At 46.2% G+C, this 24,227-nt stretch carries 18 protein-coding genes and 1 tRNA gene; 2 read left to right on the forward strand and 17 right to left on the reverse strand.

Annotation, left to right across the window (positions count from 1 at the left end):
* The 7 genes from ABCM67_RS14800 to ABCM67_RS14830 form a co-directional block, all read right to left on the reverse strand.
* On the reverse strand, positions 1 to 224 hold a 224-nt coding region (locus tag ABCM67_RS14800; RefSeq protein ID WP_342992958.1), incomplete at its 3' end, for a hypothetical protein.
* Between the two features lie 23 nt (positions 225 to 247).
* Positions 248 to 1,912: a CDP-glycerol glycerophosphotransferase family protein gene (locus ABCM67_RS14805; RefSeq protein WP_147602833.1), complete on the reverse strand. Its 1,665-nt coding sequence runs from the start codon at positions 1,910 to 1,912 to the stop codon at positions 248 to 250.
* Between the two features lie 14 nt (positions 1,913 to 1,926).
* Entirely contained in the window at positions 1,927 to 3,123 is a 1,197-nt protein-coding gene (locus ABCM67_RS14810) for a CDP-glycerol glycerophosphotransferase family protein (protein WP_147602832.1), read from the reverse strand.
* Between the two features lie 27 nt (positions 3,124 to 3,150).
* Positions 3,151 to 4,074 (reverse strand): hypothetical protein, encoded by a 924-nt coding sequence (locus ABCM67_RS14815; protein WP_022426081.1) that lies wholly within the window; start codon positions 4,072 to 4,074, stop codon positions 3,151 to 3,153.
* 24 nt (positions 4,075 to 4,098) lie between these two features.
* Complete coding sequence (locus ABCM67_RS14820) at positions 4,099 to 5,001, reverse strand: undecaprenyl-diphosphate phosphatase (RefSeq protein WP_147602831.1); 903 nt, start codon at positions 4,999 to 5,001, stop codon at positions 4,099 to 4,101.
* Between the two features lie 130 nt (positions 5,002 to 5,131).
* Positions 5,132 to 8,347, reverse strand: coding sequence for a carbamoyl-phosphate synthase large subunit (gene carB, locus ABCM67_RS14825; RefSeq protein WP_021651919.1), 3,216 nt, complete (start codon positions 8,345 to 8,347; stop codon positions 5,132 to 5,134).
* Entirely contained in the window at positions 8,347 to 9,423 is a 1,077-nt protein-coding gene (locus tag ABCM67_RS14830; RefSeq protein ID WP_015527400.1) for a carbamoyl phosphate synthase small subunit, read from the reverse strand. The genes carB and ABCM67_RS14830 overlap by 1 nt, the downstream gene beginning before the upstream one ends.
* Positions 9,424 to 9,660: 237 nt before the next feature.
* Between ABCM67_RS14830 and ABCM67_RS14835 the strand changes: the two genes are divergently transcribed.
* Positions 9,661 to 9,744 (forward strand) — tRNA-Leu (locus tag ABCM67_RS14835).
* A 67-nt stretch (positions 9,745 to 9,811) separates the two neighbouring features.
* On the opposite strand, the gene ABCM67_RS14840 is transcribed toward ABCM67_RS14835, so the two are convergent.
* From ABCM67_RS14840 to ABCM67_RS14880, 9 genes are all read right to left on the reverse strand, one after another.
* On the reverse strand, positions 9,812 to 10,279 hold the full coding sequence (locus ABCM67_RS14840; RefSeq protein ID WP_144094782.1) for a signal peptidase II: 468 nt from the start codon (positions 10,277 to 10,279) through the stop codon (positions 9,812 to 9,814).
* A gap of 81 nt (positions 10,280 to 10,360) precedes the next feature.
* Positions 10,361 to 11,074, reverse strand: a complete 714-nt coding sequence (locus ABCM67_RS14845) for a zinc ribbon domain-containing protein (RefSeq protein WP_022426974.1) — start codon at positions 11,072 to 11,074, stop codon at positions 10,361 to 10,363.
* A 42-nt stretch (positions 11,075 to 11,116) separates the two neighbouring features.
* A complete protein-coding gene (clpX, locus tag ABCM67_RS14850; RefSeq protein WP_022426973.1) occupies positions 11,117 to 12,502 on the reverse strand; it encodes an ATP-dependent Clp protease ATP-binding subunit ClpX in 1,386 nt (461 codons plus the stop codon).
* A 136-nt stretch (positions 12,503 to 12,638) separates the two neighbouring features.
* Entirely contained in the window at positions 12,639 to 14,204 is a 1,566-nt protein-coding gene (locus tag ABCM67_RS14855) for a trypsin-like peptidase domain-containing protein (protein ID WP_022426972.1), read from the reverse strand.
* A gap of 150 nt (positions 14,205 to 14,354) precedes the next feature.
* Positions 14,355 to 15,284, reverse strand: coding sequence for a glycosyltransferase family 2 protein (locus ABCM67_RS14860; protein ID WP_021651914.1), 930 nt, complete (start codon positions 15,282 to 15,284; stop codon positions 14,355 to 14,357).
* A gap of 71 nt (positions 15,285 to 15,355) precedes the next feature.
* Positions 15,356 to 16,708 carry an LCP family protein gene (locus ABCM67_RS14865; RefSeq protein WP_342992959.1) on the reverse strand — a complete coding sequence of 451 codons (1,353 nt, stop codon included), beginning with the start codon at positions 16,706 to 16,708 and terminating at the stop codon, positions 15,356 to 15,358.
* A gap of 18 nt (positions 16,709 to 16,726) precedes the next feature.
* Positions 16,727 to 18,130, reverse strand: coding sequence for an undecaprenyl-phosphate glucose phosphotransferase (locus ABCM67_RS14870; RefSeq protein WP_022426969.1), 1,404 nt, complete (start codon positions 18,128 to 18,130; stop codon positions 16,727 to 16,729).
* Between the two features lie 108 nt (positions 18,131 to 18,238).
* The gene (locus ABCM67_RS14875; protein ID WP_147602830.1) at positions 18,239 to 19,195 is read right to left on the reverse strand and encodes a glycosyltransferase family 2 protein; all 957 of its coding nucleotides are present in this window, start codon (positions 19,193 to 19,195) and stop codon (positions 18,239 to 18,241) included.
* A 4-nt stretch (positions 19,196 to 19,199) separates the two neighbouring features.
* On the reverse strand, positions 19,200 to 21,059 hold the full coding sequence (locus ABCM67_RS14880; RefSeq protein WP_147602829.1) for a glycosyltransferase family 2 protein: 1,860 nt from the start codon (positions 21,057 to 21,059) through the stop codon (positions 19,200 to 19,202).
* Positions 21,060 to 21,240: 181 nt separating this feature from the next.
* On the opposite strand from ABCM67_RS14880, the gene ABCM67_RS14885 reads away from it, so the two are divergent.
* Complete coding sequence (locus tag ABCM67_RS14885; protein WP_147602828.1) at positions 21,241 to 22,488, forward strand: D-alanyl-D-alanine carboxypeptidase family protein; 1,248 nt, start codon at positions 21,241 to 21,243, stop codon at positions 22,486 to 22,488.
* Positions 22,489 to 22,597: 109 nt separating this feature from the next.
* Here ABCM67_RS14885 and ABCM67_RS14890 read toward each other — a convergent pair whose 3' ends face one another.
* Positions 22,598 to 24,037, reverse strand: coding sequence for a DUF2142 domain-containing protein (locus ABCM67_RS14890; protein ID WP_288866261.1), 1,440 nt, complete (start codon positions 24,035 to 24,037; stop codon positions 22,598 to 22,600).
* Between the last annotated feature and the right edge of the window lie 190 nt (positions 24,038 to 24,227).

Consider the following 24,227-nt stretch of genomic DNA (forward strand, 5'->3'; position numbering starts at 1 on the left):
ATCTTATCCAGCTCTTCGTCCTTGAGCTCTTTCTCCTTTTCTCCGGCTTCCTCCAGCTCCCGCATGTCCCGTTCATCAGGAATATCCATATCTCCTGCAATGCATACTGCAAGGATCTGTACCGTTCCTTCCGGTGTGACCTCACGTACATTTTTAAAGGTTCTGTAAAGCTTTGCGGTATCTTTTGCAAAAACAACTACTGAAAATTCATACTCCCTGTTCATATTGCTCCTTTTGTATCCTTACATTAAAATTTTTTCTCTTTCAGCCTTCTTTTCAGTTTGTCCGGTATTTGAGCATTGGCTATATATTCATAGATTCGTTTGCTGTTGTCATTGTCCCTGTAGGGAAGAAGCTCATCTCTTCTTCCTGAAAATTCCGGTTTTTCACGGAATCCGTTCCTCGCATATTCTCCGATAAGGTCTACCAGCTGGTTCTGATCCCATGCCAGATCTCCGAAAACATCTTTTTTGTAGTCCATATAGCTTCCCTGGACTTTCTCATAGGTTTCCAGATCAAAGGGATAAAATACCACCGGTTTTTCCTGATAGTAGACATCCCAGGAAACAGAAGAATAATCGGTGATCAGCATATGGCAGCTCATCAGAAGCTGATTCAGCGGCATGGTCCCAAATGGGATCAGCCGGATATGCCTGTCTTCCATCTGAAAGCTCCGGATATGTTCCCGGAATTTCGGATGGATATAAAAGTTCAGCGTGATATTTTCCTTTTCCAGAAGAGTCTTAAGCCTCTCATCCTGCAGAAATGCTTTATAACGCTGATAGTATTCACTTTTTTTAAACTGCTCCTCGCTGATATCCTCCAGCCAGCTTCTCCATGTAGGCATCAGCAGGATCTCTTTATGAGCCGGATCCGACTTGTCCTCCAGCACATCCCATCTGGCCAGACCAGTGATGATGATCTCTTCATTATCGTATCCGAAATAATCATGGATGATCTTCTGTTCATAGCCCGAAGACACCACAAACAGTGCCATCTGATTGCCTCCGCCTTTGTGGAAGGTCCTGTGGCATTGCTTGAAGCCCATCACTCCATGCTGGAGAAATACGATGTTCTTCCGTGCCTGATACAGAACCTTGTAGATGCTGTTGGGCGAATCCCAGATATAAAAATGCCGGATCGCATCGGTGGATATCAGATACCGGGCAGCGCTGAGATAGATCATGTACTTAAATGACATGAACTGGATCACATTGGCATCATACTCTTTTACAGCCTGATAATCCGGACATTTTTTATCTATTACATAAAAAATCCGACTTCTGTCCTTCTCCGGTGCATGCTCCATACAGTACCGGAAAAAATAGAGGCCGTTGTCCTGTGCCATTGTACAGTATTTCTCGCAGATCAGCCATAATTTCTTATGATCCCAGTAAGGTTTCAGGATAAAATAGCAGAATAATGCAAGAAATTCTTTTGCTATAAATGCATAGCTGTCATATTTCGGATCATATTTCCGGTATTGAATGGTAAACTGCCTTGCTCCGTTGACAAAGGGATAAACCATATGCCCATCCCCGGTTCTGGTCCATCTTGGAAAAAGGATCAGCTTAAGTTTAAGTTTTGAACTTAAGCCTCCCAGGATCGCATCCTCATAATTTCCTTTTCCTTCTTTATCCACAGATGCCACCACATCCCAGAATGCGGTTTCCATCGGATACTGATCTACATTGATCTGTGCATGATACACGATTGTATTTCCTTTTTTTGCTGTCTGCATTTCAAAAGGAAAACTTGTATCCAGCACTGCATTTCGCTGTTTCAGCTTCAGGGAACGGATTCTTCCTCTGGATCCTTCCAGCTCAAAACTGATCTTTATGGTTCCTTTTGTCAGCGAAAATTTCCTGGTTTTTACCTTGATCTCCGCCGGAGCTTCCATTAACTGCTGCAATTTTTCACCACCTGTTACATTTCTTTGATTGCTTTGTAATTTCTTTCACAGTTCTTTGTATCCCACAGATCAAAATATTTTCCGTGTCTTTCCAGATAGATCTCTTCATTGGCAAATCCCTGCTTATGCAGGCGGATCAGCCAGTCCGTTACTTCCTGTTCCGTTACACATACCGGACCGAAGCCATCTTTCCGGAAATCAAAATACCCGATCTGATGATGACTTTGCCGGAATTTTTCATTGTCAAACTGGTAGTAGACCAGTGGCTTTTTCATGTAGGCAAAGTCCATGGCCACACTGGAAAAATCTGTCACCAGCACTGCGGACTCTTTAAGAAGTGTCTGCACATCGTACTCAGGCCAGGACGCCACTGTGATATTCGGATGATCCACATGAAAATATTTCAGGAACCGATGCATTTCCCTGTGCGGATAAAAGATGATCTGAAGATCATTCTCCTCAATATAGCGGATCAGTCTCTCATCCTTGAGAAGTGCATCCCAGTACCGGTAATAATCGGTTTCCATGAATTTCTGTGCTTCCAGCTCGTGATCAGAGGCTGAGATCTCATTGCGGATATACATACGCCAGGTCGGCATGATCAGGATCTGGTTCTTTTTTACCTTCATATCATGAAGCTGGTCAAAACGACACAGTCCCAGCTCCTGCACATAGCCTTCCGGATATCCGTACCGGTCATTGACATATTTCCACTCATCATAGGTACTGGTAACAAAAAGGCTCATTTTTGTATGGGGATAATACAGAAAACTAAGATCTGCCGTAATGATCCCATGCTGCAGGAACGCCCGCTTGTTCCGTAGGATTCCGTAAACCTCCAGCACATAGCAGATGGCTGCGTTTGGTTTTCCCATTTTCTGGGAGCTGATATTTTTTGATGCAGCCAGATAGTAGATCCAGTGGCGGAAGCTTCCATACTGGATCACAGGTCCCAGATCTTTTACCCGGGCATAATCCGGAGATTTTCTATTGATGGCGTACACTGCATCCTCACTGGTATTTTCTCTCAGATATTTGTACAGCCAGAATCCGTTATCCCGGCATTCATTCTCTGTATCACAGAGAAGCCAAAGATCCCTGCGAAAAAGTCTGTAGACCACCGCAATGGGAAATGCCAGGATAAACTTGATGATGTGAAGCAGATCCCCAGGTTTTACTCGTTTCAGTTTTTCAAGAAATGTCTGTTCCATGTTTCCCTCTGTTTACAGGATCCCGGTTTATTCCTCTGACCAGTCTCCGTTATCATCCCAGACAATCTCTCCGTCTCCGCTGTCATCTGTATCTGTACTGTTGTCAAGAGAATCGTCACCGCTTCCGCTGTTGCCGCTGTCATCTACATAGTCGCCGCTATCATCACTGCTGTCATAGTTTCCATCATCACTGCTGTTGTCGTAGCTTCCGTCATCGCTGTTGTCGTAGCTTCCGTCATTACTGCTGTCATAGCTTCCGTCATCACTGTTATCATAGCTTCCATCATCACTGTTGTCATAGCTTCCATCGCTGCTGTCGGAAGAAGTATCCGTGATACCGGAAGAACTGTCTGTCAGATCTGAAGCATCTGTGCTGTCTGCGGAATCACTGCTGTCCGCCTCACTGTTATCCGTTTCCACATTGCCAATAGTGCTCTTCTCACTCTTGTCACTGAGGCTTGTATAGGTCAGGTATGCTTCTCCGTTATCGATCATCAGTTTTGCCTTTTCCATATCGCTCAGCTGTACACTGTAGATCTCATAGGCATTTCCGTCTCCGTCTACGATCTTCATATCATAGATGGCATCTCTTGCAGAATCCGGGGTGTAATACATCTGCACCTGCTCCGCATCTTTGATGGTAGCTTCTGCAGGAACAAGACTTTTGCCCCATTCTTCCCCTCCTGCCGCGCGGAGATAGATCTCACGGATCTCTCCCTTCGTGCTGTTGGTAAGATAAACAAATTTTGCAGTACTGGTCTTTACACCGATCAGCTTCGGTGCAGGTGTAGATGTAGGAAGCGGTGTGGATGTAGCCGGTGCAGCCGTAGGTGCGGCTGTAGGAACCGGTGTTGGTGTCACCTCTGCTGTTTCCTTTGATGATTTTCCACAGCCGGCAATACCAAGCGCCGTCACTGCTGTCAGTACGATCAAAAGCTTCTTATATTTCATAATGATTACCTCCAGATTGCAGTTTTATGCTAAAAATGTTTTTCCAACGAAGTATCCGAGTACCAGGATACCAAGGATGATCCTGTACCAGCCGAATACTTTAAAATCGTGTTTCTTGATATATCCCATCAGGAATTTGATGGCAAGAATAGATACCACAAAGGATACCACAACACCTACGATCAGGATGATCAGCTCTGTGGAGCTGAAGGCAAAACCGAATTTGACCAGTTTCAGAAGACTTGCTCCGAACATAACCGGAATTGCCAGGAAAAAGGTAAATTCTGCTGCAACTGTACGGGATGTTCCTGCAAGGATTCCTCCGATAATGGTAGATCCGGAACGGGATGTTCCCGGAATCACGGAAAGCACCTGGAAGCAGCCGATGATCAGCGCTGTCTTAAAGGAAAGCTCATCCAGTCTGATGCAGGTTGGTCTGCGGCGTTTGTTGTAGTTCTCGATAACGATAAAAAGCACACCATAAACGATCAGCATGATGGCAACGACCACATAGTTGTAAAATTTCTTTTCAATAATGTCATTAAAAGGAAGAGCGATGATGATCGTCGGCAGACATGCTACCAGGATCTTAAACCAGAGGATCCACTTATCCTTATCACAGTATTTTTCTACAAAAGTAAGGACAGTTCTGGGTACTGCCGGCTGTTTACGCAGTGCCATCTGTGTTTTCTTCGGGATTTTTCTTATGTAAAAAGGCCACAGCTTGTTCCAGTACAGTACAACAACTGCCAGGATCGCGCCAAGCTGGATCACCACCAGGAAAAATTCCATAAATGCCTCGGATACATTCAGCTTGATAAACTCATCCACAAGGATCATATGTCCGGTACTGCTGATCGGAAGCCACTCGGTGATTCCCTCCACAATACCGAGAAGGATAACCTTCAGTAATTCTATAAAAATCATGTTAACTCCTTTCTAAAAGCAAGATAAGGACAGGGCCGGTATGTGAACGACGGCCCCGTCCTTATCAGTATATTACATATTTGACAATTCGTAAACTTTTAATTTTTTATTTCGCAAAATTTACAATTTATTATCGATTGTCGATGGTGGCGATATCTACCAGAGTCAGGTGGTTCAGGTCTGTATTCTCAAGACTTGTGACCAGAGCCTCTGCAGTATCAAGGCTTGTAAGCACATTGACACCTGTCTCGATGGCATTACGACGGATCACGAAACCATCTTTCTGATGCTCAACACCCTGTGGCGGTGTGTCGATAACAACATCGATCTTGTGGCCAAGGATCAGGTCCATCAGGTTCGGAGACGGCTGCTCCAGCTTGTTGGTACGTGTTACCTTGATTCCGTTCTCAGTCAGGACATTTGCTGTACCTCTTGTTGCGAAGATACGGTATCCCTGAGCCTCGAAGCGTTTTGCGATCGGGATGATATCCTCTTTATCCTCATCCTTAACAGTGATGATCATCTGTTTGTGTTTCGGAAGACGGATTCCTGCCCCGATGAATGCTTTGTAAAGAGCCTCGTTGAAGGTCTTAGCAATACCAAGGCACTCACCTGTGGATTTCATCTCCGGTCCAAGGCTGATATCTGCGCCTCTGATCTTCTCGAAGGAGAATACCGGCATCTTGATTGCGAAGTACTCTGCTTCTTTCTGAAGTCCCGGTGTGTAACCAAGCTCTTTGATCTTATGTCCAAGGATAACTCTTGTTGCAAGCGGAACGATCGGGATTCCTGTTACCTTGCTGATGTACGGTACTGTACGGCTGGAACGCGGGTTAACCTCGATGACATATACATCCTCGCCTACAACGATGAACTGAATATTGATCATACCGATAACATGAAGTGCCTGTGCAAGACGACGTGTGTATTCGGCGATGGTATCTTTTGCTTTCTGGCTGATGGTCTGTGCCGGATATACAGAAATACTGTCTCCGGAGTGGATACCTGCACGCTCGATGTGCTCCATGATTCCAGGGATCAGGATGTCCTCACCGTCGCATACTGCATCGACCTCGATCTCTTTACCCATCAGGTATTTATCAACAAGGATCGGATGCTCCTGTGCGATCTGGTTGATGATTCCGATGTACTCTTCCACGTCCTCATCGCTGACAGCGATACGCATTCCCTGTCCTCCAAGTACATAGGACGGGCGGACAAGTACAGGATAACCCAGCTCATTGGCTGCTTTTTTCGCCTCTTCTGCTGTGAATACGGTATGTCCCTTCGGTCTCGGGATCTCACATTTCTCAAGGATGGCATCAAAGAGCTCTCTATCCTCTGCAGCATCTACGTTCTCAGCAGATGTTCCGAGGATCTTAACGCCCATCTTGATCAGTGCCTCTGTAAGCTTGATGGCTGTCTGTCCACCGAACTGAACCACAGCTCCGTCCGGTTTCTCGATATTTACAACATTCTCAACATCTTCCGGTGTCAGCGGCTCAAAATACAGCTTATCTGCAATATCGAAGTCTGTACTTACTGTCTCCGGGTTATTGTTGATGATGATCGTCTCATATCCTTCTTTCGCAAATGCCCATGTACAGTGTACAGAGCAGAAGTCGAACTCGATACCCTGACCGATACGGATCGGGCCGGAACCAAGTACCAGGATCTTTTTCTTATCTTTTGTTTCTACAGCTTCATTCTCTGTCTGCTCATCGCCGTATACAGAATAGTAATATGGTGTCGCTGCCGCAAACTCTGCTGCACAGGTATCAACCATCTTGTATGCTGCACGGATGCCGTACTCTTTACGCAGGTCTTTGATCTCCGCTTCTGTCTTTCCTGTCAGGTCTGCGATGATGTAGTCCGGGAACTCCAGACGTTTTGCTTCCAGAAGAAGGTCTTTGTCCAGCTTCTGAGTTTTCAGAGCCTGCTCCATCTCAACAAGGATAGCCAGCTTATCGATGAACCAGATGTCGATCTTTGTGATATCATGAAGCTTCTCCTGGGAAACATTTCGTCTCAGGGCTTCTGCAATCTTCCAGATACGGCGGTCATCCACAATGTTCAGTTCGTCCATCAGTTCTTCATCAGAAAGATGTGAGAAATCATAGGACATCAGACTGTCTACATGCTGCTCCAGGGAACGGATAGCCTTCATTAAAGCGCCCTCGAAGTTATGGCAGATACTCATAACCTCACCGGTAGCTTTCATCTGTGTGGTCAGTGTACGTTTTGCTGTGATGAATTTATCAAACGGCAGACGCGGGATCTTAACGACACAGTAGTCCAGCATCGGCTCGAAACTTGCGTATGTTTTGCCAGTGATGGCGTTCGGGATCTCATCCAGTGTGTAGCCCAGTGCGATCTTGGCTGCAACCTTGGCGATCGGATAACCGGTAGCCTTACTTGCAAGTGCGGAGGAACGGCTTACACGAGGGTTAACCTCGATAACGCAGTACTCAAAGCTCTCCGGATGAAGAGCGTACTGTACGTTACATCCACCTGTGATGCCAAGCTCTGTGATGATGTTAAGTGCAGATGTACGGAGCATCTGATACTCTTTATCTCCTAAGGTCTGGGAAGGAGCAACTACGATGGAGTCACCGGTATGGACACCAACCGGGTCAATGTTCTCCATGTTGCAGACTGTGATGCAGTTTCCTGCGCTGTCTCGCATTACCTCGTACTCGATCTCTTTCCATCCGGCGATACATCTCTCTACAAGAACCTCGCCTACACGGGAAAGACGGAGACCATTCTCAAGGATCTCACGAAGCTCCGGCTCATTATGCGCGATACCGCCGCCGCTTCCGCCAAGTGTATATGCAGGACGGAGAACAACCGGATAACCGATAGTCTGAGTAAACGCAACACCGTCTTCTACAGTTGTTACGACCTTGGATGCTGCAACCGGCTCGCCGATCTTTTCCATTGTATCCTTAAATTCCTGACGGTCCTCAGCTTTACGGATCGTAGCTGCTGTGGTACCGATGAGACGTACATTGTGCTCTTTCAGGAAGCCCTTTTCCTCAAGCTCCATGGCAAGGTTCAGACCTGCCTGTCCGCCCAGTGTAGGAAGTACACTGTCCGGTTTCTCTTTGAGGATCAGCTGCTCTACGACTTCAACAGTCAGAGGCTCGATGTAAACTCTGTCTGCGATGTCTTTATCTGTCATGATGGTAGCAGGATTGGAGTTTAAAAGTACAACCTCCATGCCCTCTTCCTTCAGGGAGCGGCATGCCTGGGTTCCTGCATAGTCAAACTCTGCTGCCTGGCCGATTATGATCGGGCCTGAGCCGATTACAAGTACTTTTTTTATGTCCTTATTCCTTGGCATTATTTCTCTCCTCCCATCATCTTCATGAATCTGTCAAAAAGGTAACTGGAATCCTGTGGTCCAGGGCATGCTTCCGGATGGAACTGTACAGTAAAGATGTTCTTTCCGTTATATGCCATACCCTCGTTTGTTCCGTCGTTGACGTTTACAAATGCAGGATGTGCGATATTTTTCTCCTCAAGACCCTCTGCGTCTACAACGTAGCCATGGTTCTGGGAGGAAATATATACTCTTCCTGTCTCAAGGTCTTTAACCGGATGATTTCCGCCTCTGTGACCATATTTCATCTTATGGGTATCTCCGCCCGTTGCAAGAGCCATAAGCTGATGTCCAAGGCAGATTGCAAAGATCGGCACATCAGAGTCATAGAGTTTTTTGATTTCTTTAATAATAGAAGTACATTCCTTCGGATCTCCAGGGCCGTTGCTGAGCATGATGCCGTCCGGATTGTCTCCAAGGATCTCTTCTGCGGATGTCAGAGCCGGGTAAATAGTAACCTGGCATCCTCTCTCATTCAGTGAGCGTGCAATGTTTTTCTTGGCGCCCAGATCAAGAAGGGCAACCTTCGGTCCGTTCCCCTTAAGCACTTCCTTTTCGCGGCAGGAAACCTTCTCTACCACTTTTCCTGTTGTATATGCTTTTAATCTGGGGATGATTGTATCCAGGTCATAGTTCTCGTCAACTGTGATCATTCCGTTCATGGTTCCCTTCTCACGAAGGATCTTAGTCAGTGCTCTGGTATCAATTCCTGCGATTCCCGGAATGTCGTTTTTGCTCAGAAAATGCTGAATGGTGTCTACGCTTCTGAAGTTGCTGGGAACTCGTGATAATTCGCGTACAATAAATCCGTCAATCCACGGCTTCCTTGATTCCTGGTCATCATAACAGATTCCGTAGTTTCCGATCAGCGGATATGTCATACACACCGCCTGTCCTGCGTAAGAAGGATCTGTCATTACTTCCAGATAACCGGTCATGGAAGTGTTAAAGACAATTTCACTGATGACTTCCCTTGCAGAACCAATGCTGGTTCCTGTAAATACATGGCCATCTTCCAATATCAGAAATGCTTTCATACAATCTCCCTTTCTTTGTTCTCTTATTTTATCCTAAATCTTCAAGATTGTATCACAGGAATCGTCATTTTTCAACACCATATGCAAAAAAAATGTATAAAACTAACTCAAAATATTTTTTTTGAATTTTTTTAATTTTTTTGAATTTTTCTATTGACATTATCCAATTCCTGAGTTATTATAAGTGAGCAGTCGACGAGCGGAGCAAACAAAGCAAAGCAAGCCGGTTGAAAAAATGCAGGAATGGCGGAATTGGCAGACGCGCAGGCTTCAGGTGCCTGTGGTCGCAAGATCGTGTGGGTTCAAGTCCCATTTCCTGCATTCTTTTTTATTTTATCCAAAATCAAAAAAACAGAAGCGCCCAACACCGGCACTTCTGTTTTTTTATTTATTTTTCTTTTTCAGAAAAGATCTCGCTCCCGCCCCAGAGAAGCGCACCTGTAAATATGAAAAGATCCGAAATATTAAATACGACCTTCTTAAGCTTCGGATTTTCCACATTCAGGCTCACATAATCCGTGACGTATCCCTTTCTGCGACGTTCCGTATAATTATTCAGACCGCCGCCCAGGATCATGGAAAGCCCAAGCTTGGATATGCGTGTGCCTTTTTCTCCGGAAGTACGTATATACTCCCAGATCGCACCGCCCAGCACCATAGATGCAAGATCTCTCAGGAATTCTTTATCTTTGTTTTTTAATATTCCAAGCATCATCCCGTGATTATGGCAGTTTCTTACGATCAGCCTGCCTCCCAGGCACTTTTCCTTCAGATCTTTCTTTTCCGATGTGTTGATTTTCTTCTTTATATAATAGTCCGTACCAAAGATTCCCGCCGTCAGTAAATTCCACAACATTATTCCCCCTCCTTATTTCTGTGGTCTGCATAATATTCAGGCAGGCTCCCACTGGGGAAAGCCTGCCTTATATGCTTATGGTTATTCTGTTTTTTCTTCTATTGTTTCTGTATTTTCCGGATCAGCCGCAGGCTCCTCTGTTTCTGCAGATCCCACTTCCGTTCTTTCCTCTTCCAATTCCGGATCTGATCCTGATGTTTCTGTTTCTGACGCTTCTGCGGTTTTTGCTGCCACTTCTGTAGCTTCTTCTGTTTCTACTACTTCTGACGCTTCTACTGTCTCTTCCGGATCTGCTGCCGCTTCTGTAGCTTCTGCGTTTTCTTCCGCTTCTGTCTCCGGTACTTCTGTCACCTCTGCCTCAGCAGCCTCTTCAAGCTCCTCATCTGCCTGCTCGATCACATCGGCAGCTTTCTCTTCCAGCTCCGCTGTAGGACACGCCGCTCCGCAATACGGACAGAAGCTGGCCTCCCGCATCACCGCCTTATGGCAGGCCGGGCAGAACTTCTCCCCTTTACTGGCAGCGATCGCATCTCTGTAGTGATCCGCCTCCAGCATGTGCTGGCTGATTTCCTCGCAGATAGCTCCCGTCTCACCGTCAACGGCTTCTCCCTGCTCATAACGTGTATAGATCATCTTTCCGATATCCATCATCAGCTTTTCGGTCATACGCTCCTGTGCAGAGAGCTTGTTACGGATCTTCTGGATCTCATAGAGATTCTCTGCTCTGGAACTTAAGCCCTTTGCCTTTCTTGTCAGTGTGTTTCCCAGATCATCCCAAAAACTGCTTTTTGCCATATCTGTCACGCTCCTTTATATATTAAAGAATCTTCTTGTTTCTTATCCTTCCAGTGCCGGGATCTCCTGTCCACGCATAAGGATCTTCGGACCTCCGTTGCCCTGAATGTATCCCTCTGTGATCACGACCTCACCGATATTGTCGTCCTTCGGGATCTCATACATGATATCCAGCATATATTCCTCCAGGATAGCCCGGAGAGCTCTGGCTCCTGTATGGCGTTCCAATGCCTTACGGGCAATGGCATGTAAGGCACCGTCCTCAAACTCCAGTTTTACTTCATCCAGTGCCAAAAGCTTCTTGTACTGTTTCAGAATGGCGTTCTTCGGCTCCTTGAGGATCTTCACAAGCATATCTTCCGTCAGCCCGTTCAGGGTAAAGATGATCGGAAGACGACCGATAAATTCCGGAATCATTCCAAATGCACGGAGATCATCTACCGTTACTTTCTCCAGCACATGCGGATCATCATCATATTTGTCCTTCAGATCTGCATAAAATCCGATAGACGCCTGTTTATTCAGTCTTTCTTTGATGATATTCTCAAGATCCGGGAACGCACCGCCACAGATAAACAGAATGTTCCTTGTATTTACAGTCACCATAGGTACCATGGCATTCTTGCTGGTAGCACCCACCGGAACTTCCACTTCACTTCCCTCCAGAAGTTTCAGAAGTCCCTGCTGGACAGCCTCTCCGCTGACATCTCTCTGGTTGGTATTCTTCTTCTTTGCGATCTTATCGATCTCATCGATGAAAATGATCCCGTGCTCTGCCTTCTCCACATCATTATCTGCAGCCGCAAGGAGCTTGGATACTACGCTCTCGATATCATCACCGATATAACCAGCCTCTGTAAGAGATGTGGCATCTGCAATGGCAAGCGGTACCTGAAGAAGTCTGGCAAGCATCTTCACCAGATAAGTCTTACCGCAGCCTGTAGGTCCGATCATCAGCATATTGGATTTCTCGATCTCAATATCATCCATGGTATCTGTGGCAACTCTTTTATAATGGTTGTATACACCTACAGACATTACCTTCTTGGCATATTCCTGTCCGATCACATATTCATCCAGAGTTGCTTTGATCTTATGTGGTGCAGGAATATCTTTGAGATCGATCACCGGCTTCGGAGTCTCTGATTTTTTCTTGATCTTCTTCGCCTGGTTTCCGGGATTCTGGAAACTGCTGAGATCGATCATGCTCACATTCGGCATGTTAAAAAGATCGGAATAATTTCCATTGTTCATCTGGGTGTTCATAGTATCAAAGCTTTTCTGCATGCAATCCGCACAGATATGTATATGATTAGGAAGGTCGATCATCTTCCCTGCCTGACTCTCCGGTCTGCGACATAAAAAACAGAATTTCTCGTATTTCTGCTCCTGGTCATTGTCTTTATTATTATCAAACTGATCTGCCATAACATTTCCTTTCTGGTTTTTATTATGCATATTATAGCACATAATCCGGCTGTATCAAATTAAGTTTTTATAAACCGGGGAGCTGCATGTTCTTATGCAGCTCCCCGGTTTATAAATGGTTATCCTGTATTTTCTTTTATTTGTCAGAAGAGGGTTTGCTTCCGAGGGTCACTTCAACCGTCTGTTCCTTGTACTCTCCGCTGTTCGCTCTGGAGATCACCACTTCGATGGTTTCTCCTGCCTCATAATACTGCAGCTTATCAACAAGGTCATCCTTGCCGCTTACCTTCTGTCCATCCAGCTTCACAATGATATCGCCTTTTTTGATCCCTGCATTATCTGCTGCGCCGCCTTCCGTTACCTCAGTAATAAAAGCACCTGCCGGCATATTATACATCTGGATGGCTTCTGTTGTAAGATCGGCAGCCTTGACTCCCATATATCCTACCTTGGAAGAATCTTCCACCTTATCTCTGGTTTCGCGGTTCATCAGTTCTTCCAGGATCGGCTCTGCCTTGGAGATCGGAATGGCATATCCCATGCCTTCCACCTGACTGTCTGCATACTTGGCCGCATTGATACCGATCACTTCACCGTTCATGTTCAGAAGTGCACCGCCACTGTTTCCGGGATTGATCGCTGCATCAGTCTGGATCAGTCCGCTGGCTTCTCCGTCCTCTGTACCGATGCTTCTGTTAAGGGCACTTATCCATCCGGAGGTAACTGACTGTCCATAGCCCAGTGCATTGCCAATGGCAACCACCTGCTCACCGACTACAAGATCGTCCGAGCTTCCCATCTGTGCGATCTTGATCTCATCCATGGTCTCATCCGGAATATCGGATTTCTCCACTGCCACCACTGCCAGATCATTCTCTTCATCGGTACCTTTGATCTTGGCAGAAACTGCGTTATCCACATCCGCATCTCCATCGGAGCTGCTTGCCATAGCCTGGGTTTCTTCTTCCGCTCCTACCACATCACTGCCTGCAAAGCACACAGTAAGTGTAGTCGCTCCAGATACCACATGGTTGTTAGTCGCAATGAGAAGCTCGCTGTCATTTTCTCCTACAATAATACCGGAACCACTTCCTGCACTCTGATACTGCCTCGTTCCATATCCGAAAAAGCTTGGGATCTCCTGCACACTGACAGATGTAATGGCAACGATAGAAGACATGGTTGCCTGGGCTACACCGGCCACTGTACCACTCTCTGCCACAATATCCTTCACAGTAGAATCCGCAGAGCTACTGTCAGTACTGTCCTCTGTCCCGGTAACTGTTTCTGTCTTTCCGATTGTTGTACTGCTGTCATTTCCTCTGTATTTATCTGCTGCAATATTCACGCCCTGAAAAACCACTCCGGCTACCAGCCCAAAGATCACAGCCAGTGCCACCGCAGTGGCTGCTTTCTTTCCAAAGCTGTTGTTGCCTGAAAAATCTCTCTTTTTCCGCGGCTTTTTGGGCGGTATATTTCCACCGGCATAATTACCGGCCTGAGGCTGATGCACCTCATAATGTCCGTATTTTGGTTTCTCCTGCGAAGTGCCTTCACTCTGTCCGGCACCTGCATAACTGTCCTGTCCGCTCTCCTGCATCCTGCGTCCCTCAGAATAAGGATGCGTCAGCGGTTTCTGTTCTGCCGAAGCATTCTTATCCTCATCCGGCAAGCCTGTCCCCCATTTATTCTCTTCACTCATGCCTCTGGTGCTCCCTTCTATGTTATCTGATGCATGTATCTGTTACTGCTCACTCCGTTCTCAGTAACATTTATTTCTCTTATAAAAGACAGTTTAACAGGGAATTGTGTTTAAACTGTGATATCTCTTTTAAAAAACCGTGACCTGCTCTTATTTGTTCTTTTTCCAGTATTCCGGATTCATGGTGCAGGATCGGATCATTTTTTCAGGGAGCTTTTTGTATCGTTTTCCGAGAAAATATCCGGCGTATTTGGAGACACTTTGCAAAAACAGTCCGGGGATCAGCCATATGTGGCCTGTTTTCAGAAGATATGCCATGCTTTTTTTTACCAGTCGGATGCCCTCACCTTCAGATGGCACACCCTCAAAAACCTCCGGATGCTCCGCCTGGGAAACTCCCAGATCAAAATTCCTGTGGAACTGCTGCATACAGGTATAATTGTGAGAATGATATACACGCGCTTCTGATACATAGGCAACTCCATAGCCTTTTTTTACCATCCAGCCTGCATAGATCATATCTTCATTAAAAATAGCATGCTCCGGAAATCCACCAATCTCATCATAGATCCTGTGATCATAAGCAGCACAAACGTTGGAGCAGAAATAGGTTTTGATCCCGTAGGTCTGTACATCTTTTTCCGTTTTCAGACAGGACTGTTCCGGATAATTAAAGGAACGGGTATATTTTTCCAGAAATCTGCAGTCCTTTTTTGGAAGCTGACGCGCATAAGCGGCTCCTGCCTGTGGATTCTCTGCAAGAGCTCCTACCAGTGCTCCGATCAGTTCCCTGTCTGCCGGCATTGCATCCTGTGTCATAAATACAAGGATCTCCGCATCCGAAAGCTCTGCCGCCTGCCTTCTGGTACCGCCATGGTCAAATTCTTCTTTTGTAAGATGCCGGACTTCCACAAGCGGATATTCCTGTTCCCAGGTCTCTTTCCAGAATTTCTTTTCTGTATTCATGACAAGGATCTTATTGATAGGATATTTCTGTGCGCTGAGTCTTTCCAGCAGTTTTTCAAATTCTTCTCCCGGACGGTATGCCGGGATGATCACGTCTGTTTTTAATGTTTTCATATTTGTCTCCTGTCCAGAAAGGACCACCCGTTACTGGATGGTCCCTTCTGCTGGTTGCTTATTTTGATGTTTTATTCATTCTCCGAATAATCTTCTCCGTCGGTATAATCGTTATAATCCGTATCGGAATCGCCTCCGGAATAGTCCGTATCTGTGCTGTAATCGTCTCCGGAATAATCCGTATCTGTGCTGTAATCGTCTCCGGAGTAATCCGAATCATAATCTGTGTCTGTGCTGTAATCAGCATCATCACTTGTGTCCGTACTGCTGTAATCTGTGGATGTATCTCCCTGCCACGTGTACGAATCATCCGTTGCGTCATTCGGTGTATCTGTCACCGCAGGTGCAGTGTCCTGCACGTCGCCTCCGCCTGCGATATTTGTGATCTGGGCACTTCTGTTGAGTACATCCTGCGTCGGAGTGTAACTGGTGTCTCCATACAGAAACTGATGCATCTTCAGAACATTGGATTCCAGTGTGGTAGGTACGATAATGCTGCCCTTTACCTGAGCAAATTTATAATCATTGGGGAAGCCTGTAGTTTCATCAATACTATAGCCGATCATAGCCGGGATCATCTTCAGGATCTCTGTTTTGGAAACAGAAGTTTTGACCATCGGGAATACCTGATCCATAATATCAAAGATAGTGGAAAGTCCTGCCTTTTTCGCCTTATCTACGATCATCTGGATCACTCGTCTCTGTCTCTCGGTACGTCCCATATCAAGACTTGCAGTATAACGGATACGGCAGTAGGAGGTAGCCTGTACACCATTAAGATGATAGGTATCTACGATCGCTTCCTCATCCTCCGGCTTCGGATCCGGCAGTTCGATCGGTGTGTAACTCTTTCCGGTTTCCTCTGATGTCTCCACACAGTAATTGTTCATATGAACGATCTCCGCATAGGAAAGAGGGATGTCCAATCCTCCGAGGCAGTCTACCACAGTTACCAGCGCATTAAAATCAATGGCAACATAATCTGTGATATTCAGATCCAGATTCGTATTCAGCATGGAAACCGCGTTGGTCGGTCCGCCAAATGCATATGCCGAATTGGCTTTGGAATAGGTATCATCCTTTACATTGAGAAGGGTATCTCTATAGACAGACACAAGTTTGACTGCCTTTGTATCATTGTTGATACTCGCAATGATGATGGTATCACTGTTCTCTGTATTCAGCTTCTCATTCTTGCTTCTGTGGTCCAGTCCGAACAGTGCATAGGTGGTATATCCCGTCATCTGCGGTGCCTGATCATTGGTTACAATATCCTGGTCTGCAAGATCTGTTTCCTGGATGTCGATCTTATCCAGTTTGGCTGAGATCTGACCATAAACGAACAGACCTCCGATAAACAGGAGCAGTACGACGATCTCCAGGATAAATAAAATCTTCTTGCTTTTTTTCCGAGGTTTTGACATCTTTTCCTTTTCCCCTTTTTAGTATGCGTTCTTATTAATAAATCCTTTGAATATGGTAAGAAACATGATCTTTATATCAAATCCCACAGACCAGTTTTCGATATAATACAGATCACACTCTATCCTTTTTCTGATAGAAGTATCTCCACGATAGCCATTTACCTGTGCCCACCCGGTAAGACCCGGCCGCACCTGATGCTTGACCATATAACGTGGTATCTCCTCCCTAAACTTTTCTACAAAAAACGGCCGCTCCGGTCTTGGTCCCACAAGACTCATCTCACCCTTCAGAATGTTAAAAAGCTGTGGAAGCTCATCCAGACTGGTATGACGCATAAATTTACCGATTCCGGTAACTCTTGGATCGTTCTTTACTGTCCACGCCTTTTTTTCTTCTGATTCTTTCTGGATCTCCATGGAACGGAATTTATACATCCGGAAAGTCTGATTATGAAGCCCGACACGTTCCTGCTTATAGATCAGCGGTCCCGGCGAAGTCAGCTTGATCAGCATACACAACACTAGCATCACTGGTGAGGACACAATGATCGCAACGATCGCGCCTGCAATATCCATAGATCTCTTGATCAGTGCATTAAACGTGTTGCTCAGGGGCACATACCGGATATTGATCACCGGAAGCCCGAGAATATCTTCTGTATATGGTTTGGTCGGAATAATATTATTATAATCCGGAATAAATTTTGTGTGCACGCCGGATTTTTCACAGAGTGCAACGATCTCTTCCAGACGATAATACTCACTTAAGCCCAGGGTAATGGCTATCTCATCCAGACGACTGGATGGAAGGATGATCATCAGATTGGCGATTCGACCGATCACCTTAACGCCCTTATAAGTAGTGCCTGCCGGCACATTGTCATCCAGTATGCCCCTGATCACGTATCCCCATTGCGGATTCTGCAGGATCCTGTCTACATATTCCTCGGCAGCACGGCTGTATCCTACCAGCAGCACCTGTTTCTGGTTCATTCCTTTTTTGCGCATATCCCGGAGAATGTAAAATATGACCATACGCACAAACCATTCCAGGACGATATTGATCACACAGAAAGAAACCAGAGTAAGACGGGAATAGTCCAGCTCTTTAAAATTGTAAAGTGCAAACATGATGATAAGGAGCCCTAACGCATTTGCCTTCACAATTCCGGCAAGTACGAGACGACGCCCCTGCATTCGCATCGGTGTATAAAGATCAAAGGCCTGATAAAGAAGTAAATATCCCGGAATAATGAATATCAGCATAAACATATATTCCTGGACGGTCTTGGACTGGACCGCCGAATGTTCAAAAATTCCCTGAAAACGGATCAACCAGGCCAGGGCATAGGAGGCCGCGATCACAAATACATCGATCAGCATATGGAGACGACTGAAATTTTTCTGGTTGTCTTTAATCAATTTCCGCCACCTCATTTAAGTTCATTGCTTTTATCTTATAATAGATGAAACTCAAAAGCAATAAAATCTTCCCTCCGAAATATAAAAATTCTGTGAAAATATGATGTCTTAACCGGCAAAACGCCTAAAAATGTTGATCCAGAGTTCAAACTGGAGCTGTATATAACGCGGAAGATTCCTCATGGAAAATCTGACTTTTTTGTTTTTGCGGCTGATCTGAAAGCCGTTTTTGATGCCTGCAAGGTACTCACGTCCGAATCCCTTGGACGCAAAAAACAGGATCTTCGCACCGAATCCCACCAGAAAAAACGGAAGGTTCAGCACGATCTGGAAAAACGGCATATTCTTATAGATAAGATAAATATTGTTTCTGGAAGAATACCGGATCTTGAACTGATTATATCTGGAGCCGCTGGTGCCGCTTCCTACATGATAAACCTTCGCTTTTGGAGCATACCAGTTCTGATAACCGCAGATCCTGGCACGATAGCCGATATCCAGATCTTCCAGATAAGCAAAATGCTCCTCATCAAAATCTCCAATCCTGTCAATAAATTTCTTCCGGTAGATCGCAGCTCCCGCACAGGTGGAAAAAATCTTCTGCTCTCGGTCATAATGGCGGATATCCTTGCCTTTTCCCCTAGCAAAAGCCCAGCCAAGGGCACAGTAATAATTTCCGGCATCATCCATCTTGTCCCTGTCATGAAGCTGGATCATCTTTGCCTGACAGGAAAATGCCTTCTTATGTCTGCGCAGGGCAGCAACCATCTCCTCCAGGAAATCCGGTTCCGCTTCCGTATCATTGTTCAGAAGCAGCACATATGGGGAACGTGCCGCATGGATCCCTTCATTGACGGCTCTGCTGAAGCCGTAATTCTCCGGAAGCTGTATCATGTGTACCCATGGATATTCCGCTGAAACAAATGCACAGCTGCCATCAGTGGAACCATTATCCACTAGTATAACCTCAAAATTACGGATAGTCTGTCTTTCAAGACTGGAAAGAACACCATCCAGATATGCCATTCCGTTAAAGTTTGGTATGACTACTGTTACTTCCTGCATTGCTTTATCCCTTCTTCTTTCCCATTCCCGGAAGGGGCTTCAGGGAATAATTCCATTTGGTTAAAGAAAGATTTTTGTTATAGTATGGATCTCCTTTTTTCAGGATATCCAGCCAGTGACAGCGCATGTATTCGATCTCCGTCTGGAAACGGCGGACCTTTTCCTCGCTGTCCTCAGTGCCTCTTGACTTGGATTCGTAATGATAGAGCTTCACATACGGATCATAGACGATCAGATGGCCGTGGCTTCGCACCTTCAGACAGAGATCCACATCATTAAACGCAACTGCAAGCTCTTCCGTAAAGCCTCCTGCCTCCAGAAAAACTTCCTTCTTCATCATCATACATGCTGCAGTCACACAGCTCATATCCTGCAGAAGAGAAGCCTTATGGAGATATCCGGTACGCTCTGCCGGCATATTCACAAACATGTTCCCGGCAATTCCGCCCATTCCCACCACGCAGCCTGCATGCTGAATGGTGTTATCCGGATAGATCAGCTTGACGCCAACTGCACCTGTTTCCTTACGCTGGCACACGCTCAGCATCTCTGACATCCAGTCCGGATCGATGACCTTTACGTCATTATTCAGAAAAAGCAGGTAATCTCCTTTGGCATGGCGCACCCCGAAATTGTTGATGGCAGAATAGTTGAAGCCTTTTTTCCAGCGGATCAGATGGACCCTGGGATCCTCCGAAAGCTTTCTGTAATACCGGAAGATCTCTTCGGAGCTGCTGTTATTCTCCACAATGATGATCTCGTAATTTTTGTAGGCAGTTTTTTCAAAAATGGATTCCACGCAGGCCTGAAGCGTTTCTTTCTCCTCACGGTTCGGAATGATAACAGAAACCAGAGGTTCTCCCTGCACCGGATACTTCACACGGTAAAATCCAAAATCCGGAGTATGCTCCACGGTTCCCGGAGTTCCGGTCCGTTTGAGATTCCCCTCAATGGCACGTCTGCCGGCTTCAAAAGCATACATCTTGCTTGCCGGATTATCTGCTGTGGAGGATTTATGGGTCCTCCAGTGATAAAGGATCTCCGGTACATGGACCACTTCCCTGGCCTGCTCCACACAGCGGAAAATGAAATCATAATCCTGGGCGCCGTCAAATTCCCGGCGGAATCCGCCCACTGTCTGCACTACGGAACGTCTTACCACCAGAAAATGGCAGATATAATTATTGGATCTTAAAAGATCCAGGTTAAAGTCCGGTTTCAGATGGGGCTGAAAATGTTCAGAAAGATCTGTCGTGACCTTATCCTCATCTGTATAGATCACATCCGCCTCTGGATGCTCCTCCAGTGCCGCCGCGATCTCATACAATGCATTAGGTGCCAGCAGATCATCATGATCCAGAAATGCGATAAAATCACCCTCTGCCATGGCAAAAGCCGCGTTTGTATTTTCTGCAATGCCAAGATTCTCTTTCAGATCCTGATAGCGGATCCTCCTGTCCATCTCTGCATAGGATCTCAGCACAGTCTGCATGTCTGGATCCTCCGGGCTTCCGTTTGCCAGACACAGCTCCCAGTTCTCATATGTCTGTGCAAGGAGAGAGTCCAGCATCTGTCTTAAAAAACGCTCCGGTGTCAGATATGCAGGTACCACAATGCTGATCAACGGCCCATCCGGAAATTTGCGTTTCCGCTGCTTCTCCAGTGTTTCCTCGTCAGGTCTGTATGCCTCATACCATGGTCCGTAAGGAACCTCTTCCGGTTCAAAACGCTCATGAAGCCGGATCCAGAACTCTTTCAGGCCATAATGCTTCAGGTATCTTAAGCCCTTCTGTACTGTATAGGGGGAAAGCTTCTTTATAAGTCTGTCCCATTGGATCTTTCCTGTAGAATCATCTTTACTCATATATTATCTCCGTATTACTCAGTTTGATGTTACTGTTCACTCTGTTCTCAGTAACAGTTTGATGAACATATTTTACCATTCCATCATTTTTTTTGCAAGGAAGAGAGGAAATGTGTTATACTGAACTTACGTATGTATTGCTTACATAAGAATTATTTTTTATACAGGAGTACCATTTATCATGAAAAAATCAAGAATAACCACAGCGCTTCTGGCTATTGGGATCTCCGCTTCCATGGTGTTCCAGACTCCAGTTTTCGCCACAGAAGAAACCGCTGTTGCTGTATCCTCCGGTGTTACCACCAATGGGATCAGCGGATGGCCTCAGGGGCCTGAGATCACTTCCGCATCTGCCGTGATCATGGAAGATACTTCCGATACGATCCTCTATGCCAAGGATATGGACACCACGCTTTCTCCGGCCGGCGCAGTTAAGATCATGACCTGTCTTCTGGCACTGGAGAACAGCCAGCTTGACGATCAGGTTACCATGACAGAAACCGGTGTATCCGGTGTTACAGACGGAGGCGCTCATATTTCCTCACAGCTCGGAGAGGTATTTACCATGGAGCAGTGCCTTTACGCTCTGATGCTGGCCTCTGCCAATGACATTGCTCTCCAGGTCGCAGAACAGATTGGCGGATCTGTGGATGCCTTTGTCCAGAAAATGAACGACCGTGCCCGAGAACTTGGATGCACCAATACGGTATTTACCAATCCTACCGGTCTCCCGGATGACAACCAGCATACCACAGCACATGATCTGGCTCTGATCATGCAGGCGGCTATCCGTAATGACAGCTTCCGCACCATCTCCGGAGCCACCTCCTATACGATCCCGGCTACCAATATTTCCGGCGGTACCCGTAACCTGACAAGCTCTTTTACCATGACAGATCCTGCATCCGCTTCCTATTATGAAGGATGTATCGGCGGTCGTGAAAGTACCACCACTGCTTCCGGAAGCGTTCTTGTCACAGCTGCACAGCGAAACGGTACTACTCTGATCGCAGTAGTCATGAACGGAGCGACCGGTCAGACAGCCAACGAAGCAATCTCACTTCTGGATTACGGTTTTTCCAATTTCCAGCTTCTGGATCTCAGCGAGGATGATTTTCACATCCTGTCCGGCGGCACTGTAATGGTTCCATCCGGTGCGACCGCAGACGACCTGACTACAGAAGATACGGAATCTGATGGTCAGATCTTACGCACCTATTCCTTTGGCGGAACTCAGGTGGGAACTGCAGTTGTCGAGGATCCCTCCCAGGAAAGCTCCTCCGATGTACTGGAAAATGATGAAAACATGGATTCTGCAAAAGCTTATTCCGAATCCAGATCCCAGATCCCGTATTTTGCCATTGGCGGTGTGGGCATCCTGCTCCTGATCCTTCTGCTGTGGCGCATGATCCGGATCATCCGTTCCTGATCTTGGTTCCCAGGCGGATATACTTCAGAATTAAAAAATCCCTCCTATGTACCGGTCATATCCGGATACATAGAAGGGATTTTTTTCTGCCATCTCACCCATCGGGGTGTCAGCCATAAAACGGAACTACCAGGAAGATATAGCATAAAAACGGCGAAGCAGCCAGAAGTGCTGTCAGGACCCGGTATATCCACATTCTGATATTTTCCTTTTTTACAAAACGCTCAAGCAGACGATTCCAGCCGGCTGTCACAAAATACATGGCCGGATACAGTGCCGGCATGATATAACGTCCCTGTGCCTGGTTGTCACTATAATATACATAATACATAAACAGACCCACAGGGATCAGGATCAGAAGGATCAGCAGCAGATGAAAGATCCCTTTTCTGTCCCATTTATCGTACACGGTTATTGTTTTTATCTTCAGCTTTTCACTTCCTGCTGCTTTTCGTTCTTTTACCACAGTACGTTTCTTCGGATAAAATATTCCCAGCATGGTCAAAATACCGATCCCACCCATTCCAAAGAACAGGAAATATGCCTTGCTCACACTATAAGGCATATAGATCTGCATCAGGCCAAAGGTTCCGATAAAGCTTACCAGAACTGTCAGCAGCCAGTTATGCTGCCAGCCCGGGTCCTGATACAGAAGGATATCCTTCCATGACCAGTTCAGCTTCTCCGGTGTAGGGTATCTGGACGGTCTGTAATCAACAGCCGCATATTTTTCCGCACACTGTGCACAGGCTTTTCTTCCGATAAGATCTCCGTCATAGAGAACGGCATTTCGTATAAACCACCAGCCGCATAAAGCAAGGGTTACTGCCGCGATCACGATCCCTCTCCGGAACAGAAATGCAACTCTCTGTTTTACCGGCTCTTCCCTGCACAGAAGGACTGTCAGGCAAAAAAACAGAAAGCTGCATAAGATCCATCCGTAGGCATTATAGTAGGACAGTGCACAGACTGCCATTCCAACAGCCAGAAGGATCGAATTTCTGAAGCTCCAGTCTCTCGCTTCCAGATAACAGGACCAGGAATACAGGATCATCGCCATGGATAAAAGCGCCAGGGAATCCGTGTTTACATAAGTTCCCAGAAACAATGCCTGCGGCATAAAGCCTGCCAGTGCGGCAAACAGCCATCTTCCCTCTTTCGGAAAAAGCTTTCCGGATGCTTTCACCACAAAATATACCGCTCCAGTCACAAAGAGCACATCTGCCATCCTCGCCGCATGGAGTAATCCGTCTGCAGATGCATGGAACAAACCTGCGATCCCCATAAATACAGCAGATACCATATAGGAAAGGATCGGATAATAGGCATAGGAAATCCCCCATGTCGCATCACGGATGGTTGGCTCATCTCCAAGAGGCAGCTTTCCCGGATGCTCATGAAGATACTGTGCCACCATGTAGCGCATTTTTTCATCGGGGCCTGCCCCCAGGGGCTGCATAAACGCCCATGCAGTCAGGAGCAGAAATGCTGCCAGGACAAGAACCCCTGCCTGAACTCTCTCATCCTTCCAGATTTTTTTCTTTTCCAAAATATAACCTCCTATATCCGCTTCAGAGAAAAATCCTGGCTCTCCAGTGTAAGATTCGGATTATAGTAAGGATCTCCGTCACGGAGGATCTCCGGCCAGTGCTTCTCAAAGGAAGCGATCTCGCGGTTAAATCTTGCCACCTTCTCCGGTGTATCCTCAAGACCTCTGGATTTGGATTCATAGTGATAAA

The organism is Blautia sp. 2227st1_G12_2227SCRN_220401 (genome assembly GCF_039062885.1).
Taxonomy (GTDB): Bacteria; Bacillota; Clostridia; order Lachnospirales; family Lachnospiraceae; genus Blautia_A; species Blautia_A fusiformis.

Bases quoted from the DNA above. Each gene is read 5' to 3' on its own strand.
- ABCM67_RS14810 (WP_147602832.1), bottom strand. From the start codon at position 3,123: ATGGAACAGACATTTCTTGAAAAACTGAAACGAGTAAAACCTGGGGAT.
- ABCM67_RS14815 (WP_022426081.1), bottom strand. From the start codon at position 4,074: ATGAAATATAAGAAGCTTTTGATCGTACTGACAGCAGTGACGGCGCTT.
- ABCM67_RS14820 (WP_147602831.1), bottom strand. From the start codon at position 5,001: ATGATTTTTATAGAATTACTGAAGGTTATCCTTCTCGGTATTGTGGAG.
- carB (WP_021651919.1), bottom strand. From the start codon at position 8,347: ATGCCAAGGAATAAGGACATAAAAAAAGTACTTGTAATCGGCTCAGGC.
- ABCM67_RS14830 (WP_015527400.1), bottom strand. From the start codon at position 9,423: ATGAAAGCATTTCTGATATTGGAAGATGGCCATGTATTTACAGGAACC.
- ABCM67_RS14840 (WP_144094782.1), bottom strand. From the start codon at position 10,279: ATGTTGTGGAATTTACTGACGGCGGGAATCTTTGGTACGGACTATTAT.
- ABCM67_RS14845 (WP_022426974.1), bottom strand. From the start codon at position 11,074: ATGGCAAAAAGCAGTTTTTGGGATGATCTGGGAAACACACTGACAAGA.
- clpX (WP_022426973.1), bottom strand. From the start codon at position 12,502: ATGGCAGATCAGTTTGATAATAATAAAGACAATGACCAGGAGCAGAAA.
- ABCM67_RS14855 (WP_022426972.1), bottom strand. From the start codon at position 14,204: ATGAGTGAAGAGAATAAATGGGGGACAGGCTTGCCGGATGAGGATAAG.
- ABCM67_RS14860 (WP_021651914.1), bottom strand. From the start codon at position 15,284: ATGAAAACATTAAAAACAGACGTGATCATCCCGGCATACCGTCCGGGA.
- ABCM67_RS14865 (WP_342992959.1), bottom strand. From the start codon at position 16,708: ATGTCAAAACCTCGGAAAAAAAGCAAGAAGATTTTATTTATCCTGGAG.
- ABCM67_RS14875 (WP_147602830.1), bottom strand. From the start codon at position 19,195: ATGCAGGAAGTAACAGTAGTCATACCAAACTTTAACGGAATGGCATAT.
- ABCM67_RS14880 (WP_147602829.1), bottom strand. From the start codon at position 21,059: ATGAGTAAAGATGATTCTACAGGAAAGATCCAATGGGACAGACTTATA.
- ABCM67_RS14885 (WP_147602828.1), top strand. From the start codon at position 21,241: ATGAAAAAATCAAGAATAACCACAGCGCTTCTGGCTATTGGGATCTCC.